Genomic DNA, 18,058 nt, shown 5'->3' with positions numbered 1-18,058 from the left:
AGGGACGTGACTACCGCCCCCACCCACACCCGCCTCACCCAGTACGCGCACGGCGGCGGCTGCGCCTGCAAGATCCCGCCCGGCGAGCTCGAGTCCGTCGTCGCCGGGCTCACCTTCACCGGCCCGACGTCACCGAACGCCGAACTGGTCGTCGGCCTGGACGACGGCGACGACGCCGCAGTGGTCAGGATCGCGACCGGCCAGGGGCTGGTGCTCACCACCGACTTCTTCACCCCCGTCGTCGACGACGCGTACGCCTTCGGCCGGATCGCCGCGGCCAACGCGTTGTCCGACGTCTACGCGATGGGCGGCACCCCGGTCGTCGCCGTCAACCTGCTGGGCTGGCCGCGCGACGTCCTGCCCGCCGAGCTCGCGGCCGAGGTGCTGCGCGGCGGCCTGGAGGTGGCGCAGGACGCCGGCTGCCACGTCGGCGGCGGGCACTCGATCGACGACCCCGAGCCCAAGTACGGGATGGCCGTGACCGGCCTGGTGGACCTCGACCGGATCATCCGCAACGACGCCGCGGTGGCCGGGACGGCGCTCTCCCTGACCAAGCCGCTGGGGGTCGGCGTCCTCAACAGCCGGATGAAGGCGACCGGGGAGGTCTCGCAGGAGGCGGTCGCGTCCATGACCGCGCTCAACCGCGACGCCGGGCAGGCCGCGGTGGGCGCCGGGATCCGCGCCGGCACCGACGTGACGGGGTTCGGTCTGCTCGGGCACCTCTACAAGATGGCGCGGGCCAGCGGCGTGACCGCGGTGGTCGACGCCGCCGCCGTCCCCTACCTGGCCGGGGCCCGGGAGGCGCTGGCCGCGGGGTTCGTGTCCGGTGGGACGCGGCGCAACCTCGACTGGGTCCGCCCGCACACCGACCTGTCCGCGGTGTCGGAGGACGAGGCGCTGCTGCTGGCCGATGCCCAGACCTCCGGTGGGCTGCTGCTGGGCGGCGAGGTGCCCGGAGCTCCGGTGATCGGCGAGTTCGTCCCCCGCGAGGAGTTCGTCGTCGTCGTCCGCTGACGTCCTCGGCGGGTCTTCGCGGGGCGGATGATCCGGCGTGTCCGGCCGACGCGCCGACGGCGGAGCGCGGCAGCGCGGGGGCCGGATGACGCCGCGGGGCGCGGGTGCCACGGTGCTCCCGCGGGCGCGCGCCGGTGCGCCCGCCGAGGAAGGGGGACCTGCGATGAGGAGCACAGGAGCGGTCCGGGTCATGACCGTCGGGGTGGTCGCGGCCGCGCTGGGGTGGAGCGGTGCTGCCACGGCCGGCGCCACCCCGCCCGCGGGCGGTGGCGTCACCGTGACGAACGACGACTACGCGCTGGCGGCGCTGCCCTCGGCCGAGGTGCCCGGCATGACGGTGTTCCTCGATGTCTTCGCTCCCGAGGATCGTGCCCCGTTCGCCGACCTGGAGGTCTTCGTCGCGGGATACGAGTGCGTGACCGGCGAGGAGGACAACATCCCCGCCACCGTGCGGACGCTCACGTTCGCCTCCACGGCGGGCACGCTGCCACTGGCGTGCTCCTCCCCCACCGGGCCGGACGTCTCCGGTACGGCCGTGGTCGAGGGGGTCGTCTGGGACGGCGAGGGACCGCTGCGCTTCGAGGTCATCCCGCCCGGGCCGGGGGTGCGCTGCCTCCTGTCCGTCATCGCCCGCGAGGCCGCCGTCACCGGGACCGTCCAGGTGACCATCCCGGAGCTGAGGATCGACGCGGAGGCGACCGGCGAACGGGGCGAGCTCCGCCACGTGACAGGGATCTGCCCGCCGGCACGCGGCTGAGGGCAGCTCTGGGCCACGCCCGGGCGACGTCAGTCCACCCGGTCCAGGCGGTAGTGCAGCCGGAGCACCGGCAGCCGCCAGAGCGTGATCGCATGGTCGGTGCGCAGCACGCCCTCACCGTCGACGTGCACGTCGAACCGCTCGTGGACGGGGATGCGGCGGGCCCAGGCGCGGTCACCTCCGTGCGGTTGCACCACCAGGTAGGCGCCGTCCTCACCCCAGGCCCCGGGCCCCGAGGTCAGCAGGAGCGCCCCGTCGGCGGTTGCCGTCGGACGCAGCAGGACGACGAGCCGCCCGTGCGGCAGCGGGAAGATCACCCGCACGCTCGGTCGTGCGGCGCCGGGCGGGGTGACCGTCCCGTACCAGCCGCTGAACACCGTGTCGCCGGTCGAGCGCAGCCGGCGGTGCCACGACGTGCCGATCAGCCGGCCGTCGGGACCGACCACGGTGCGGACGTCGCTGCTCATGCCGTGGGCGACGTCGAGCGGGCGCAGCGGCAGGCTCAGCTGTTCCAGCCGGCGGGCGAAGACCGCCGACACGAGCCAGCCGAACGGCCAGGCGGCCGACGACCACTGCGCCCAGACCTGCAGCCGCCAGCAGGAGGTGTGCTCGTAGAAGTCGCGGACCTCCGGGCGCAGTGCCGCGGCGTCGAACCCGATCCCGTCGAGCACCGACAGGGACGGGAGCAGGCCCGCACCGTCGGCCTGCTCGCCGCCCCGGCCGTCGCAGCGGGCCATCTCGCGCTCCAGCCAGGCGTCGCCGATCCGATCGACGTCGCCGGTGGGGCCGGCCAGCCACGCCTCGCGACCGAGGTCGACCCGCCGTCCGGTCAGCCTGACCCAGCCACGGGTCACGGCGTCGATGCCCCGCCCGGCCACCCGCGTCGTGATCACGCGGCGGAGCATAGGGACGCGGTGGCCGGAACTCCCGTCGCCGTCGCGATCACGCTCGGCTAGCGTCCGACCATGCTTGCTGCCTTCGTCTCCACGCCCGCCCCGAAGGACCCGCTCTCCGTCCTGGAGGTCGGTGACCGACCGGAGCCGGAGGCGCCCGACGGCTGGACGACGATCCAGGTCAGGGCCGTCTCGCTCAACCACCACGACCTGTTCAGCCTCCAGGGCATCGGCCTGCCGCAGGAGCGGATGCCGATGATCCTCGGCACGGACGCCGCCGGCCTCGACGAGGACGGCAACGAGGTCGTCGTCCACGGCGTGGTCGCGAGCCCGGGCTGGACCGGCGACGAGACGCTGGACCCCAAGCGGACGCTGTTCTCCGAACTGCATCAGGGCACGATGGCCGAGAAGGTCGTCGTCCCGAAGCGGAACGTGCTGCCCAAGCCCGCCGACCTGTCCTTCGCCGAGGCAGCCTGTCTCCCGACCGCCTGGCTCACCGCCTACCGGATGCTGTTCGTCCGTTCGGGGCTGCGGCCTGGGCAGACCGTGCTCGTGCAGGGTGCCAGCGGCGGCGTCGCGACGGCGCTGATCGTGCTCGGGAAGGCCGCCGGCTACCGGATGTGGGTGACCGGGCGCAGCGAGGAGAAGCGGGCCGCGGCCCTCGCCCTCGGCGCGGACCAGGCGTTCGAGACCGGCGCCCGGCTGCCCGAGCGGGTGGACGGGGTCATGGAGACCGTCGGTGAGGCCACCTGGAGCCACAGCATCAAGTCGCTCAAGCCCGGCGGCGTGCTGGTCATCTCCGGCGCGACCACCGGCTTCAACCCGGGTGCCGAGCTCAACCGGATCTTCTTCACCCAGCTCTCGGTCATCGGCTCGACCATGGGCACCCGTGCCGAGCTCGAGTCGCTCATCCAGCTGTGCAGCGCCACCGGGATCCGGCCGCAGATCGATGTCGAGCTGCCGCTGACGCAGGCCCGCGAGGGCTTCGAGCGGATGCTCGAGGGCCGCACCGCCGGGAAGATCGTCTTCACGCTCTGAGGGTCGCGCTGCACCCGGGTCCTGAGCCCGGCCGCCGATCCCGGCCCACCCGCTCCATGATCAACACACGCTGAGCGCCCTCGACCCGCCCGGATGAGGGCGCTCAGCGCGTCTTCCACTGCCGGTGTCAATTTCGGTTGACACCAGCCCGTGAAGGCAACCTAGGTTGACAGCCATGGTCGACACAGCAGAGGTGGCCGCCGCCGCCGCGAGCCGCGACCCGTCGATCGGGTTGAAGGCGGTCCGGTCGCTGCGCGTCCTCGTCGAGCGCCTGGAGGCGCTGCAGGTCGACAACGCGCGCGACCAGGGCTGGACCTGGGAGCAGATCGCCGAGCAGCTCGGCGTCAGCCGGCAGGCGGTGCACAAGAAGTACGCCCGCGGCCGAGGGCCGCTCCGACGGAGGGACTGACGATGTTCGAACGCTTCACGCACGAGGCCCGGAACGTGGTCATCGGGGCCCAGGTGGAGGCACGGGCACTCCGGCACCCCCGCATCGGCACCGAGCACCTCCTGCTGAGCATGCTGGCCCATCCGGGGGCGACGACGGCACGGGCCCTCAGCGGCCACGGCATCAGCCACGCAGCGGTGGTGGAGGCGGTGCGCACCCTCGTGACGGGAGACGACCTGGACGCCGACGCGCTGGGCAGCCTGGGCATCGACCTGGACGCGATCCGGGACAAGGTCGAGGAGGCGTTCGGCCCGGGCGCCCTGGACAAGCGCTCGGAGGACCGCTCCGTCGGCGCGCGTGGCCCGGGTGGCAGGCGCGGCGGGCACATCCCCTTCTCGCCCCGGGCGAAGAAGGTGCTGGAGCTGTCGCTGCGCGAGGCGCTGGCCATGAAGTCGCGCAGCATCACCGACGGGCACATCCTGCTCGGCCTGATCCGCGACGGCGAGGGACTGGCCATGAAGGTGCTGCACGACCGCGGCGTCGACCTGCCCGCCCTCCGTGCCGAGCTCAGGCTCGCGCTGAACCCCTGACCGCCGCGCCCCTGACCGCCGCGGCCCCGACCGCAGCGCCACGGAGCAGCACGACGGCGGCGACGGCGGCGAGCGCGGCCGCGATCGCCGCGCCGGCGAAGACGGTGTGCAGCTGGGTGAGCAGGGCCGCGTCGGTGGCGGTGTCGTAGGCCGGGCAGTCGGCAGGGGTCTGCGGGCACAGCTCGAAGGGCGAGCCGATCGCGTCGATCGCCGCGGTGAACCGCCGCAGCGCGACCGCGGTCAGCAGGGAGAGCCCGACCAGCATCCCGACGGTGCGCGCGACCACGGCCAGCGCGCTCGCGCTGCCGTGCACCGCGGACGCGGTCACGGCCAGCAGCACCGCGTTGACCGGCGCGATGGCCAGCCCGAACCCCAGGCCGGCGGCGAGCAGGACGACGGTCGACCCCGCACCGTCGAGCGAGCGCTCCCCCCATCCGGTCATCGCCACGAACGCCACCGCCGTCAGCGCCATCCCGCCCGCGGCGACCCACCTGGGCGCGACCAGGCGGCACAGCCAGCCGCCGGCGACCGCGCCCACCGGGACGGCGATCAGCAGCCGCAGGAGCACCAGCGCGGCGCCCAGCTGGTCACCCGGCGTCGTGGTGGCACGCGCGAACAGCGGGACGTCCACCAGCGCCGCCACCAGCGCCACGCCCACCAGCAGGTTCACCACCAGCGCACCCCAGGCACCCACCGGGCGCAGCGCGTCCAGCGGCAGCACGGGGTCGGCCGCCCGCCGCTCCTGCAGCACGAACAGCAGCGCCGCGACGGCGGCCACCGGCAGCAGCAGCCAGCCGTGGGCGACCACCTGCGTGGCGGTGTCCGCAGCGGCGAACGCCCACACCAGCGACCCCAGCGCCACCACCGCGAGCGCCGACCCCAGCGCGTCGACCTCGCGCGCGCGTCCGCCCAGTCCTCGCAGCGGCAGGAGTGCGCCGGTCGGGTGGGCGAGGCTGCGCGCCACCAGGCCCGCGGCGGCGACCAGCGCGACCAGCACCAGCGGCGTCGTCCACGGCCAGGGCTCGGCCAGCGGCACGTAGAGCAGCCCGAGGGTGACGTCCTCGGCCAGCACCGCCGGCTCGGCCAGCTGGAGGCCCACGGCCAGGCCGGAGAGGGCGGCCAGGGCCAGGCCCACGACGTCGGGACGCCGCGTCCGCGCCGCCACCGCGACGCCGGCCGCCAGCCCGAGCCCCAGCAGCAGGTTCAGCCAGAAGATCGCCCGCCAGTCGGCGAACGCCAGCACGGCGGCGCCCGCCAGCGGCCCCAGCACGGCGCCGGCCTCCTGCACCGCGCCGACGACGCCGAGGGGCAGCGCCCGCCGCTCCGGCGGCCAACGGTCCGCGACGAGCGCGAGCGTCGCGGGCACGAGGCCTCCGGCGCCGATGCCCTGCAGGCCCCGGCCGAGGACGGCGGGACCCAGCGCGTCGGCCGTGGCGGTGAGCAGCGACCCCAGCGCGAACAGCAGCAGGCAACCGACCAGCACGGGGGCCCGCCCGCGCAGGTCGGCCAGCCGTCCCAGCAGCGGCAGCGTCGCGGTGTAGCCGAGCAGGAAGCCTCCGACGATGGGGGTGGCCCGCTGCAGCTCGTCGAGCCCGACGCCGACACCGGTGAGGATGTCGGGCAGCGCCAGGACGACGACGTAGGTGTCGGCCGCGGTGACCAGGACCGCCAGGGTCGCGAGGACGACGACCGGGAGGCCGGGCGCGGAGCGCTGGACCGCGCCCGGCGCCGGCTCAGCCGGTGGTCGGTGCGGTGATCTCGACATCGGCCCCGAAATCGCTCAGCTCGAGGGTGTACGTGGCGTCCTCCTCGGCGGTGAAGAACGGCCCGGTCAGCTCGGCGCGGAGCAGCTCCCCGCTCTCCTCCGCGATGGAGAAACGGGCGCGGACGGCGCGCGCCGGGTCCTCGCTGGTGAGGATCTGCTCCACCAGCTCACCGGGCAGGTCGGCGGTCACCTCACGGACGACCTCGCCGTCCACCCGGCGCTCCTCCCCCAGCTCCGCGTTCTCGGCTGCCGCCAGCAGCTGGGAGATGCCGGTGTCGGGGTCGATCAGCACGCCCGGGTCACCGAAACCGAACTGCGCCGGGTCGACGACGCTGAACCCGGAGGCGAAGGGCAGCTGGGCGTAGACGGTCCCGTCGACCGAGACCACCGCCAGATCGAGGGTGGACCCCATCGCGAGCACCTTCAGGGTGCCTTCGAAGGACGCCGGCCGGGCGATGTCCCCTTCGCCGCCCACGAGTTCGGTGCCGGTCTCCGGCGCACCCTCGCTGTCCAGGACGAAGTGCAGGCTCTCGGTCTCGTCGAGGGTGTGCTTGGCGTGCGCCAGCAGGTCGGCGGGCGACTCCGTCTCGGTGGCGGCTCCGCCACAGGCCGACAGCGCAGGGACGACGAACAGCGCGAACGCGAGCAGTGGCGCGGCCGTGCGGCGCATGTGAACCCTCCCGTGGGGCCGGGTGGGGTCCCCGGCGTACCGCGGCGGACAGTAGCGCGTCGCCGCCGCGAGCAGGCGGAGGCGGCGAGAACGCCGAACCCGCTGGATCGATGCCAGTCTGTGGGTCGTGGACGTGCAGTTCATCGCCAGCGTCAGCGTCATCGCGCCGGACCCGGCCACGAGCAGACAGCTGTACGTGTCGGCCCTCGGGCTCCCCCTCGAGCGGCTGGACGGGGACTACTTCGCCAGCGAGCGGATCGACGGGAGCAAGCACTTCGGCGTCTGGCCCCTCGCCGAGGCGGCACGGGCCTGCTGCGGTACGGACACCTGGCCGCCCGACCGACCAGTACCCCAGGTCAGCATCGAGTTCGAGCTCGCCGACCCGGAAGCCGTGGCCGAGGGGGCTGCGGAGCTCGAGGGCGGCGGGTTCCGTCTGCTGCACGGCGCGCGGACCGAGCCCTGGGGACAGACGGTCGCTCGGCTCCAGACGGCGGAGGGACTGATCGTGGGCCTGTCCCACGCTCCCTGGCTCCACTGAGGCTCAGCACCCGCGTTCAGGCGCTGACGCCGGTCCGCGCGTCGATGCGTGCCCGCAGCTTGGGCTGGTCCTTCACCGGGAGGTGGTGCAGGGCCGGGGCGAGCTCGGCCACGCGGGACTTCTGCGTCGTGAGGATCCGGAACGTGCGGCCGGTCGTGACCGCGTGGTCCGGACGGTGGACGACATCGATCGCGTCCCCCGCGCCGATCTCGCCGGTCTCCAGGACCCGCAGGTACGCGCCCGTCGCGCCTCGGTCGCTGAAGCGCTTGACCAGCTGCGGCTCGTCCCAGAAGCGGGCGAAGTTCGCGCACGGGATACGCGGCGCGGTCACCTCGAACAGCGCCGTCCCGATCCGCCACTGCTCCCCGAGCAGCGCGCCGGTCAGGTCCAGACCGCTGGCCCGCAGGTTCTCGCCGAACCGGCCGGGCGGAAGCTCGCGGCCGAGCTCGGCGATCCAGAAATCGGCGTCCTCCTGGGCGTAGGCGTAGACCGCCTGGCCCTCGCCGCCGTGGTGCTTGCGGTTGACCTGGACGTCGCCCTCCAGGCCCAGCTGGTGGACGGCGACGCGTCCGGCCACCGGCTTCTTGTCGATCCCGCTGCGGTTCGGCCTCCGGCCGGGTAGCGGCAGCAGCTCGGCCCCGGAGACGCAGACGGCCTCCAGCCGCGCGCTCACTTCTTGGAAGCGGTCGACTCGTTGGTGGAGAGGGCGGCGACGAACGCCTCCTGGGGGACCTCGACGCGGCCGACCATCTTCATCCGCTTCTTGCCCTCCTTCTGCTTCTCCAGCAGCTTGCGCTTGCGGGTGATGTCACCGCCGTAGCACTTGGCCAGGACGTCCTTGCGGATGGCGCGGACGGTCTCGCGGGCGATGACCCGCGAGCCGACGGCTGCCTGGATCGGCACCTCGAACTGCTGCCGCGGGATGAGCTCGCGCAGCTTGCCGGCCATCATGACGCCGTAGCTGTAGGCCTTGTCCTTGTGCACGATGGCGCTGAACGCGTCGACGGCCTCGCCCTGGAGCAGGATGTCGACCTTCACCAGCGACGACTCCTGCTCCCCGGCCTCGGAGTAGTCGAGGGACGCGTAGCCGCGGGTGCGCGACTTCAGGGCGTCGAAGAAGTCGAAGATGATCTCGCCGAGCGGCAGCGTGTACCGCAGCTCGACCCGGGACTCCGACAGGTAGTCCATGCCGCCCAGCTGGCCGCGGCGGCCCTGGCAGAGCTCCATGATCGCGCCGGTGTAGTCGCTGGGCGCGATGATCGTGGCGTTGACGACCGGCTCGTAGATCGTGGAGATCTTCCCCATCGGCCAGTCGCTGGGGTTGGTCACGGTGATCTCCGAGCCGTCCTCCATGACCACGCGGTAGACCACGTTGGGTGCGGTGGAGATGAGGCTGATACCGGCCTCGCGCTCGAGCCGCTCCCGGACGATCTCCAGGTGGAGCAGGCCGAGGAAGCCGACACGGAAGCCGAACCCGAGCGCCGCCGAGGTCTCGGGCTCGTAGGTCAGCGCGGCGTCGTTGAGCAGCAGCTTGTCCAGCGCCTCGCGCAGCAACGGGTACTCGCTGCCGTCGATCGGGTAGAGGCCGGAGTAGACCATCGGCTTCGGGTCGCGGTAGCCGCCGATCGACTCCGCCGCCGGCTTGCGCTGCAGGGTGACGGTGTCGCCGACCCGGGACTGCCGGACGTCCTTCACACCCGTGATGAAGTAGCCGACCTCCCCGACCCCGAGGCTCTCCACCGGCTTGGGCTCCGGCGAGATGACGCCGATCTCGAGCAACTCGTGCGTCGCGCCGGTCGACATCATCTTGATCTTGTCGCGGGCGGAGATGCGGCCGTCGACCACGCGCACGTAGGTGATGACACCGCGGTAGATGTCGTAGACCGAGTCGAAGATCATCGCCCGGGCGGGCCCCTCGGCCACACCGGTCGGGGCGGGGATCTCCTGCACGATCCGGTCGAGCAGCTCCGGCACGCCCTCACCGGTCTTGCCGCTGACCCGCAGGACGTCGTCGGGGTCGCAGCCGATGATGTGGGCGATCTCCGCGGCGTACTTCTCCGGCTGAGCTGCAGGCAGGTCGATCTTGTTGAGGACCGGGATGATCGTGAGGTCGTTCTCGAGCGCCAGGTAGAGGTTGGCCAGCGTCTGGGCCTCGATCCCCTGCGCGGCGTCCACCAGGAGGACCGCGCCCTCGCAGGCGGCCAGCGACCGGGACACCTCGTAGGTGAAGTCGACGTGCCCCGGGGTGTCGATCATGTCGAGGACGTACTCGTCACCGGCATGCTCGCCCGATCGCGGCTTCCACGGCAGGCGCACGTTCTGCGCCTTGATGGTGATGCCGCGCTCACGCTCGATGTCCATGCGGTCGAGGTACTGGGCGCGCATCTGCCGTGCCTCGATGATCCCGGTGACCTCGAGCATCCGGTCGGCCAACGTCGACTTGCCGTGGTCGATGTGGGCGATGATGCAGAAGTTCCGGATACGGGCCGGATCAGTGGTGGCAGGAGTCGTCACAGTGCCGCCATCGTCCCACGGCACCGGGGTGGGCTGGGCGACCGCCGTGCCACCCCGTGCCGAGAGGGCATCGGACGGCGGGTTGGGGTCTCCGGGACGACGCTGGTATCTTGGCAGACCGGTCCGCCGGCGCGGCGCTGCTGAGGTACTGCCCTTTCCTGCTCTGCGCCCGGACGCACTGTCAGAAGTACTCCCTCCTGCGAGACACCGAGGCTCACGCGTGGCGAACATCAAGTCCCAGATGAAGCGGATCAAGACCAACGAGAAGGCGCGCCAGCGCAACGTTGCCGTCAAGTCCGCCCTCAAGACGGCCGTCCGGCGCGTCCGCACGGCTGCCGAGTCCGGGGACGCCGCCGCCGCGGCCACCGCTCTGGCGACCGCCTCCAAGGCGCTCGACAAGGCTGCCAGCAAGGGCGTCATCCACAAGAACCAGGCGGCCAACCGCAAGTCGGGTCTGGCCAAGCAGGTCGCCGGCCTCTGAGCCGGTGCGCCGCGCTCCGGCGCGGACCGAACGAGCCCCCTCCCCTCCGGGACGGGGCTCGTCGCGTTCTCGGAGCCGGTGACGGTGCCGCACCGTCCGCGACGGGCGGTCAGTAGCCGGCGCGCGCCCGGCTGCCGCGGCCGGTCTCAGCGCGGATCGTGACGATCCGGCGGACCGCACGCTCGAGGGCGTAGTCCGCGCTGGCCGCGGCACCCTTCACGTGGGCGTTGAGTTCGGCGGCGACAGCGATCGCCTGCTGGAGCCCGTCGATGCTCCAGCCCCGGCTCTGGGTCTGCGCCTTCTTGATCTTCCAGGGCGGCATCTTCAGCGTGCGGGCGAGCTCGCCGGGGTTCGTGGAGCTCAACGAGGCGACCCGGGCCGCGGTCCGGACGCCGTCGGCGATGGCGTCGGCGATCAGCACGTGCGGCACCCCGCGCTCGAGGGCCCAGCGCAGCATCTCGATGGAGCCCGCTCGGTCACCGACCAGGACCCGCTCGGCAACGGTGAACCCGGTGACCTCCGCCTGACCGCGATGGAACCGGGCGACGGCGTCCCCGTCGATCGTGCCGCCGAAGTCCGACACCAACTGGCTCGCCGCGGCCGAGAGCTGCCGCAGATCGTTGCCGATGGCGTCGACGAGGGCCGCCACGGCGTCCGCGGTGATGCGCCCGCCGAACTGACGGACCTCGTTGCGGGCGAACGCCGCCAGGTCGCCGGGCGACTTCAGCTTGGGGCACTCGTCCACCGCCGCTCCTGCGGCGGTGAAGGCCTTGACCAGCGCCTCGTTGCGCTTACCCCCGAAGTGGACCACGACGAGGGTGAGGTCGGGGTCGGGGTCCTTGGCGTAACTGATCAACGAGTCCGACAGTGCGCCGGCGGCCTCCTGCACGCCGACGACCACCACGAGCCGGTGACCGCCGAACAGCGACGGCGCCAGCACGTCGGCCAGCTGCCCGATCGGGAGGCCGGCGGCGGCGAGCTCGTGCACCTCGGTGTCGGGGTGGCGGGCGAGCACGGCGGTGCGGACGGCGTTGACCGCCCGCGCGCGCAGCAGCTCCTCCTCCCCCATCACGACGCGCAGCCGGGAGGTGGGTTCCACTGGTCGGGCCGGCACGTCTGCATCGTGTCACGGAGGACCGACGACGCCCGGCGGCCGCGGCCGGGTGCCGTCCCGCTGCGCCTCCACCGACGCCGCCGGGGTGAGCCGCCGCCGCGCCGTCCCCCTCCCGGGAGGCGACACCCCATCCATCGGCGGAACCGACCACGGCCAGGTCGCCCTCGCGGTCGGTGCGGTGCACCCGCATCCCCGCCCGCGCCAGCCAGGTCAGCAGCCGGTCGGCGGGATGACCGTAGGTGTTGTCGGCACCCACGGAGATGAGGGCCACGCGGGCGCCGCTGGCTGCGAGGAACTCCGGGTCGGCGTCCCCGCTGCCGTGGTGCGGCACCTTCAGCACGTCCGCGCGCAGATCGGTTCCGTCCGCGACGAGCCGCGCCTCCGCCTCCGCGCCCAGGTCGCCGCTGAACAGGATCCGCAGGCCGCGCACCTCCACCCGGACGACGAGTGACAGGTCGTTGGCCTCGGCCGCCCCGGTGGCCCGCTCCGGTGCCGGCGCCAGCACCTGCACGGCGACGCCGCCGGTGCGGCGGCGGTCGCCGGGGACCAGGACGGCCCGCGTCCCGCCGGCACGGTGCACCAGTCCGTCGAACGCGTGCGCCCGATCGTCGGCAGGCGACAGGGTGCCCGTCGCCACCACTCCGATCTCTCGGCCGCCGAGGGCCCCGGCCAGCCCACCCACGTGGTCGGCGTCCAGGTGCGAGATGAGAACGAGAGGCAGCGCATCGATCCCGAGCCGGTCCAGGCAGCGGTCCACGGCCCCGACGTCCGGCCCCGCATCGAGGAGCACCCCCGCACCAGGCCCGGCGGGAAGGACGAAGGCGTCGCCCTGCCCCACGTCGCAGGCGACCGCCACGCTTCCCGCCGGAGGCCAGCCCCGCACCGCCTGGCGCACGGGCCAGCCCACGACCACGAGGCCGACGACCGCAGCCACCGCCAGCGGTCGCAGTCGCCGGAAGCGCCACAGCATCCAGCCGCCGGCGAGCAGGAGGACGGTCAGCAGGACGGCGCCGGGGGTTCCGGCCGGCCACCCCGCGGCACCGTCCGGTACGGCCGCCGCGCTCTCGGCGACCAGGACGAGCCATCGTGTCGGCCAGCCGGCCAGCCAGACCAGGGCATCGCCCAGCGGCGGCACGAGCACCGCCAGGACGGTCGCGGCCAAGCCGAGCACGGTGGCCGCCGGGACCGCCGGCCCCGCGAGCAGATTGGCGGGGAGGGAGACGAGGCTGACCGTCCCCGAGAGCCCCGCGACGATCGGCGCGGTGACCACTCCGGCCGCAGCGCTGACGGCGAGCGCGTCGGCCAGCGGCGCCCAGCAGCCCCGCTGCCGCAGCCGGCGGGACCAGCCCGGCGCCAGCAGGACGATGCCGGCGGTGGCCGCGACGGAGAGCGCGAAGCCGGGGTCCCCGGCCAGCCCCGGGTCGACCAGCAGGAGCACGCACACCGCGGCCCCCAGCGCCGGGAGAGCCGCCCGCGGGCGCCCGGAGGCCAGGGCCAGCAGGGTCACCGCGCCCATGGCCGCCGCGCGGACGACGCTCGGGCCGGGACCGGCGAGAACCACGAACCCCATGAGCGCCAGACCGGCGACGGCCGCCTGGACCCTCCGGTCCACCGCCCGCCGGCGCAGTGGCCCGAGCACCCCGGCCAGCACGATGGCGACGTTGGCTCCCGACACCGCGGTCAGGTGCGCCAGCCCGGCGCGGCGGAAGTCCTCCTCGAGCACCGGGTCCATCGCCCGGGTGTCGCCGACGACGAGGCCCGGCAGCAGCCCCGCGGGTCCCGGCTCCAGGACGCGCCGAGCCGACCCGCTCAACCCCTCCCGCAGGGCGCCGGCCAGCCGCTGAGGGACGTCCGGCTCGCCGACGACCGCGGGCGGGCCACGGGCCGAGACCACCGCGACCACGTCGTCCCCTCGCTCGGGGAGGGAGAGGCCGACACGGACACGTACCCGCTGTCCCGGGGACACGCGACGCCACTCCTCGGCAGGACCGAAGAACAGCACCTCGGCCCGGAGCCGGTGCGTGGTGGACCCGTCGACGAGCACGGTCACGGTCGCGTCCGCGACGACGCGGGGCGGCCCGGCCCCGCGGAGCAGACGGGGATCGCCGTCCAGCTCCAGGACGACCGACGCCGTCCCGTCCGCCTCGGCGACCGCGCGCAGGGGCGAGCCCTCCCGTGCAACCCCGCGGACCGCCCCCGTCGCTGCGGCGACCGCGACGCCGGCCAGGACGGTGAGAACGAGCGCCGTGGCCGGTCCTCGGTGACGGTGGAGGGCGACTGCGAGGACGCACGCCGCGCAGGCGGCCGACCCCAGCAGGAACGGCGCGGTCACCGGCGCCAGCAGGGTGGTGAGCCACACCGCCGCGGCAAGTGGCGCCAGCCGGAGGTCCACCCAGCTCCATCGGGCGGGCGGACCGTTCACACGGTCACCAGCTCGGCCAGCTCCGCCGAAGTCCCCGGACCGATACCCGGCACGTCGTCGAGCTCCTCGACGCTCCGGAACGCCCCGTGACGGCTGCGATGGTCGACGATCCGCTGGGCCAGCACGGGGCCGATGCCGGGCAGCGCATCCAGTTCCGCGACGCCGGCGGCGTTGAGGTCCACCAGGCCGCCGCCACCGGCCGCCCCGGTGCCCGCCGGCGCCCCTCCCGCCGGGATCGCGGCGGACGATCCGACGGCCACCTGTTCCCCGTCGGAGACCACCGCCGCCAGGTTCACCGCGGCGGGATCGGCCTCGGCCAGCAGTCCGCCCGCGGCCGCGATCGCATCGGCCACCCGCGAGCCGGACGGGAGGGTGACCAGTCCCGGGTGGGCGACCTGCCCGACGACGGCGACCACCACTGTCGCCGAGGTCTCGGCGGCCTCACCGACCGGCGGGGTCGGCGGCGCGGTGGACGCGGGGGGCGCGCCGTCCACCGCGGCCACGCGCGGGCGGTCCAGCCACGTCCAGCCGATCAGGACGAGGGCGGCCAGCAGCCCCGCGAGCCAGAGGGACGACGCCCCGTACCGCCCTGGGTCCCAGCGCGCCGCCGGACCGGGCGCCCGGTGCCGGCCGACGCCCACCGGAAGGCCCGCACCGGTCTCCGGTTCGTCATCCGCCAGTGGTGCGGTGGCCGTGTCGTCCCCGGTCCAGCCCGGACCCGTGGCGGAGGAACGCTGCTCCTCGTCGTCGAGGTCATCGGGGATCCACCCACCCGGCCGGTCGCGCTCGTCCAGCAGCAGCCGCAGGCGCTGGCGGATGACGTCGGCGTCGTCGCTGCGGCGGGAGGGGAGGCGCACCGACCGGACGTTAGGGAGAGCGGAACCGCTCGACCGGTCCCCCGACACATCTGTGGACGCTGAGGCGGGTTGTGGACGACCGCAGCCGCGTCAGAGGCAGCCGGCGGCAGCCTGGCGCGCATGCCGAGCCACGTGCTGCCCTCAGTCCTCCGGTGGCTCCGAATGCGTCTCCTCGTCCGGTTCCCGCCAGAACGGCGCCACGACGATCCCGACCGCGCCGGGGCCCACGTGTGCCCCGATCGCTGCGCCGAGCTCGCTGACGTGGAGCTCGCGCACCTGCGGCAGCCGCTCGCGGATCTCCGCGGCGAGCCGTGCGGCCTTCTCCGGAGCGGCGAGGTGGTGGACGGCGATCGAGACCGGCCCCTGCCCGGCAGCCTCGACCGCGCGCTGGACCAGCCGGTGCAGCGCTCGGGTCGTCGTCCGCACCTTCTCCAGCGGAACGACCCGGCCGTCCTGCACGTGCAGCACCGGCTTGACGGCGAGCGCCGATCCCAGGACGGCGGCCGCGGACCCGATGCGCCCACCGCGACGCAGGTGCTCCAGGGTGTCGACGACGAAGAAGGTCCGCGTCGCGTCCGCGATTTCCTGCGCCGTCCGCGCGACGGTCGCCGCGTCGGCACCTGCCGCGGCCGACCGGGCAGCGGCGAGGACGGCGAACCCGGCTCCCATGGCCGCCGACCGCGTGTCGACGACGGTGACGATGTGCTCCCCGACCTGGGAGGCGGCCAGCCGCGCGGCGTCCCACGTCCCCGACAGCTCCGACGACAGGTGGAGGGAGACGAGGCGGTCGGCGCCCTCGGCCAGCGCACGCCGGTAGGCCGCCACGAAGTCCCCGGGCGTCGGGCGAGAGGTCGAGACGCTGTGCCCGCGGGCTGCCAGCGCCCGGGCGACGTCCCCCGGGCCGATGTCCCAGCCTTCGCGGCCGGAATGCCCGGCGAGGACCACGTACAGGGGCACGACGTGGATGCCGTAGCCCTCGATGAGTTCATCGGGGAGGTAGGCCGTCGAATCGGTGACTACGGCGACGGACACCCGGCGAGGCTAGCCCGCCACTGTCGCCGACCATCGGCGGTACTCACCGGCCGTGTCCAGCGGACCTACAGAACGGCGTCGGCGTCGCCGGGGGGAGGCGGTGCGCCCTCCGGCGCCACCGTTCCGGTCGGTCCCGGGCCCACGCCCTCCACACGCCCCACCGGTTGGGGCAGCACCGAGCTGTTGTGGCGCAGCAGCCGCCAGCGGCTGCCCTGCACCACCAGCTCGCTCCACGCACAGTTGCCGAGAGGCCCGAACATGCGGCGGTGCTCCGGGCCCAGGTCGAGGAGCCGCTCGATCAGCCGTCCGGCGGTGCCGCCATGGGTCACGACCACGGCCACGCCGGCAGGGGGCAGGTCCGCGAGGGCCTCCAGCGCACGGTCGGCGACCGCCGAAGGGTCCTCACCGCCCCGGCCGTGCACCGGGCGACCGGCCATCCAGGCGGCGTACTGCTCGGGGAACCGGTCGGCCACCTCGGCCCGGGTGAGCCCCTCCCAGGAGCCCATGCCGTGCTCTCGCAGGCGCTCGTCCAGCCGGACCTGCACTCCGAGCACCGCCGTCAGGGCCCGGGCGGTCTCAGTGGCCCGGACGAGGTCGCTGGACACCACCACGGTGTCCTCCGGCGTCAGCCCGGCGGCGATGTACGGGGCCGCCTGGGCGGCCTGTCGCCGGCCTCTGTCGTCCAGCGGCGGGTCGAGCTGGCCCTGGAAACGGCCGGCAGCGTTCCACTCGGTCCGCCCGTGTCGCCACAGGACCAGCCGCGGCACCGGCAGGGCTCTGCCCGTCACCGGCCGGACGTCTCCCCGTCGGGGGACCTGCCGCCCTCGGCCGCGGTGTCGCCGGTCGGCGCAGGGTTCGCGTTGTCGACGAACGGGATGGTCGGGCAGTCCTTCCAGAGCCGCTCGAGGGCGTAGTACGCCCGCTCCTCGGCGTGCTGGACGTGCACCACGACGTCCACGAAGTCGAGCAGGACCCACCTCGACTCGGCGACGCCCTCCCGACGGACGGGCTTGATGCCGTGCTCGCGGAGTCGCTCCTCCACCTCGTCGACGATCGACTGGACCTGGCGCTCGTTGGGCGCCGAGGCCAGGACGAAGGCGTCGGTGATGGCGAGCCGGTCGCTCACGTCGACGATGGAGACGTCGGTGGCGAGCTTGTCCGCAGCCGCCTGAGCGGCGAGCAGCGCGGTGTCCCGCGCCTCGGCCGAGGCGGTCATCGGGGTACCTCCTGGAGGTGGTCGGTCGGGGGCTGGGTAGCGGGGTGCTGGATGACCTCGGCGCCGGGTCGACGCGGCACCTCGCGGTAGAGGTCGCGCTTGTCGATGTACTGCACGACGCCGTCGGGAACGAGGTACCAGACCGGCATGCCCCGGCCGACCCGTTCGCGGCAGTCGGTCGAGCTGATCGCCAGGGCGGGCACCTCGACGAGGCTGACGACGCCCTCGGGCAGGTGGGAGTCCGCGAGGTGGAATCCCGGCCGGGTGACTCCGATGAAGTGGGCCAGGTCGAACAACTGCTGGTTCTCCCGCCAGCTGACGATCTGGGCCAGGGCATCGGCGCCGGTGATGAAGAACAGCTCGGCGTCGGGCCGCTGCCGATGGAGATCGGTGAGGGTGTCGATGGTGTACGTCGGGCCGCCCCGGTCGATGTCGACCCGGCTGACGGAGAACCGCGGGTTGGACGCCGTGGCGATCACGGTCATGAGGTAGCGGTCCTCCGCGGGGCTGACCGCGCGCTCACTCTTCTGCCACGGTTCGCCGGTCGGCACGAAGATGACCTCGTCCAGACCGAAGAGGCCCGCGACCTCGCTGGCGGCGACGAGGTGACCGTGGTGAATGGGATCGAACGTCCCGCCCATGATCCCGACCCGGCCACCTGCCACCGGACGAGCCTATCGGGGACCACCGGGACGGGCCCCGTCAGGATCGGCGCCGGCCGCGGCCGGGGCCCCACCCGGAGGTGGAGAACCCGCGACCGCCGCGACCG

18 protein-coding genes and 1 pseudogene are annotated in these 18,058 nt (G+C 74.0%); 7 read left to right on the top strand and 12 right to left on the bottom strand.

Going from position 1 to position 18,058, the window contains the following annotated elements:
* Window positions 1–6 precede the first annotated feature (6 nt).
* Complete coding sequence (gene selD, locus CHB94_RS11640) at window positions 7–1,014, top strand: selenide, water dikinase SelD (RefSeq protein WP_089336737.1); 1,008 nt, start codon at window positions 7–9, stop codon at window positions 1,012–1,014.
* Window positions 1,015–1,177: 163 nt separating this feature from the next.
* The gene (locus tag CHB94_RS11635; protein ID WP_141137468.1) at window positions 1,178–1,771 is read left to right on the top strand and encodes a hypothetical protein; all 594 of its coding nucleotides are present in this window, start codon (window positions 1,178–1,180) and stop codon (window positions 1,769–1,771) included.
* Window positions 1,772–1,800: 29 nt separating this feature from the next.
* Here the strand turns inward: CHB94_RS11635 and CHB94_RS11630 are convergent, their stop codons facing one another.
* Window positions 1,801–2,664, bottom strand: a complete 864-nt coding sequence (locus CHB94_RS11630; RefSeq protein ID WP_217899273.1) for a hypothetical protein — start codon at window positions 2,662–2,664, stop codon at window positions 1,801–1,803.
* A gap of 72 nt (window positions 2,665–2,736) precedes the next feature.
* Between CHB94_RS11630 and CHB94_RS11625 the strand changes: the two genes are divergently transcribed.
* From CHB94_RS11625 to CHB94_RS11615, 3 genes are all read left to right on the top strand, one after another.
* Window positions 2,737–3,702: a zinc-binding dehydrogenase gene (locus CHB94_RS11625; protein ID WP_089336734.1), complete on the top strand. Its 966-nt coding sequence runs from the start codon at window positions 2,737–2,739 to the stop codon at window positions 3,700–3,702.
* 175 nt (window positions 3,703–3,877) lie between these two features.
* Window positions 3,878–4,111: a helix-turn-helix transcriptional regulator gene (locus tag CHB94_RS11620; protein ID WP_089336733.1), complete on the top strand. Its 234-nt coding sequence runs from the start codon at window positions 3,878–3,880 to the stop codon at window positions 4,109–4,111.
* A gap of 2 nt (window positions 4,112–4,113) precedes the next feature.
* Window positions 4,114–4,680, top strand: coding sequence for a Clp protease N-terminal domain-containing protein (locus CHB94_RS11615; RefSeq protein WP_089336732.1), 567 nt, complete (start codon window positions 4,114–4,116; stop codon window positions 4,678–4,680).
* Here the strand turns inward: CHB94_RS11615 and CHB94_RS11610 are convergent.
* Entirely contained in the window at window positions 4,658–6,445 is a 1,788-nt protein-coding gene (locus CHB94_RS11610; protein ID WP_089336731.1) for an MFS transporter, read from the bottom strand. The genes CHB94_RS11615 and CHB94_RS11610 overlap by 23 nt on opposite strands.
* Entirely contained in the window at window positions 6,414–7,115 is a 702-nt protein-coding gene (locus CHB94_RS11605; RefSeq protein WP_176445516.1) for an LppX_LprAFG lipoprotein, read from the bottom strand. The genes CHB94_RS11610 and CHB94_RS11605 overlap by 32 nt, the downstream gene beginning before the upstream one ends.
* A 127-nt stretch (window positions 7,116–7,242) precedes the next feature.
* Here CHB94_RS11605 and CHB94_RS11600 point away from each other — a divergent pair, with 127 nt between their 5' ends.
* Complete coding sequence (locus CHB94_RS11600) at window positions 7,243–7,653, top strand: VOC family protein (RefSeq protein ID WP_089336810.1); 411 nt, start codon at window positions 7,243–7,245, stop codon at window positions 7,651–7,653.
* A 16-nt stretch (window positions 7,654–7,669) separates the two neighbouring features.
* Here the strand turns inward: CHB94_RS11600 and CHB94_RS11595 are convergent, their stop codons facing one another.
* On the bottom strand, window positions 7,670–8,326 hold the full coding sequence (locus tag CHB94_RS11595; protein WP_089336729.1) for an MOSC domain-containing protein: 657 nt from the start codon (window positions 8,324–8,326) through the stop codon (window positions 7,670–7,672).
* Window positions 8,323–10,167 carry a translation elongation factor 4 gene (lepA, locus tag CHB94_RS11590; RefSeq protein ID WP_089336728.1) on the bottom strand — a complete coding sequence of 615 codons (1,845 nt, stop codon included), beginning with the start codon at window positions 10,165–10,167 and terminating at the stop codon, window positions 8,323–8,325. The genes CHB94_RS11595 and lepA overlap by 4 nt, the downstream gene beginning before the upstream one ends.
* Window positions 10,168–10,387: 220 nt before the next feature.
* Between lepA and rpsT the strand changes: the two genes are divergently transcribed.
* On the top strand, window positions 10,388–10,648 hold the full coding sequence (gene rpsT, locus CHB94_RS11585) for a 30S ribosomal protein S20 (RefSeq protein ID WP_089336727.1): 261 nt from the start codon (window positions 10,388–10,390) through the stop codon (window positions 10,646–10,648).
* Window positions 10,649–10,757: 109 nt separating this feature from the next.
* Here the strand turns inward: rpsT and holA are convergent, their stop codons facing one another.
* From holA to nadD, 7 genes and pseudogenes are all read right to left on the bottom strand, one after another.
* Window positions 10,758–11,717, bottom strand: coding sequence for a DNA polymerase III subunit delta (gene holA, locus CHB94_RS24510; RefSeq protein WP_368073859.1), 960 nt, complete (start codon window positions 11,715–11,717; stop codon window positions 10,758–10,760).
* 370 nt (window positions 11,718–12,087) lie between these two features.
* Window positions 12,088–13,656, bottom strand: a pseudogene (locus CHB94_RS26730) (ComEC/Rec2 family competence protein); the annotation flags it as partial.
* 524 nt (window positions 13,657–14,180) lie between these two features.
* Window positions 14,181–15,041, bottom strand: a complete 861-nt coding sequence (locus CHB94_RS11575; protein ID WP_089336725.1) for a ComEA family DNA-binding protein — start codon at window positions 15,039–15,041, stop codon at window positions 14,181–14,183.
* 141 nt (window positions 15,042–15,182) lie between these two features.
* Window positions 15,183–16,073, bottom strand: coding sequence for a DegV family protein (locus CHB94_RS11570; RefSeq protein WP_089336724.1), 891 nt, complete (start codon window positions 16,071–16,073; stop codon window positions 15,183–15,185).
* Between the two features lie 65 nt (window positions 16,074–16,138).
* Window positions 16,139–16,861, bottom strand: a complete 723-nt coding sequence (locus CHB94_RS11565) for a histidine phosphatase family protein (protein WP_089336723.1) — start codon at window positions 16,859–16,861, stop codon at window positions 16,139–16,141.
* A complete protein-coding gene (rsfS, locus tag CHB94_RS11560) occupies window positions 16,858–17,289 on the bottom strand; it encodes a ribosome silencing factor (RefSeq protein ID WP_089336722.1) in 432 nt (143 codons plus the stop codon). Before rsfS ends, CHB94_RS11565 begins: the two co-directional genes overlap by 4 nt.
* Window positions 17,286–17,954: a nicotinate-nucleotide adenylyltransferase gene (nadD, locus tag CHB94_RS11555; RefSeq protein WP_254920583.1), complete on the bottom strand. Its 669-nt coding sequence runs from the start codon at window positions 17,952–17,954 to the stop codon at window positions 17,286–17,288. Before nadD ends, rsfS begins: the two co-directional genes overlap by 4 nt.
* Window positions 17,955–18,058: the final 104 nt, after the last annotated feature.

Origin of the sequence: Blastococcus mobilis (genome assembly GCF_900188025.1) — a bacterium.
Lineage (GTDB): Bacteria > Actinomycetota > Actinomycetes > Mycobacteriales > Geodermatophilaceae > Blastococcus_B > Blastococcus_B mobilis.
Note: the sequence above shows the minus strand (reverse complement) of the source record. Positions and strands in the feature narration are given on the sequence as shown.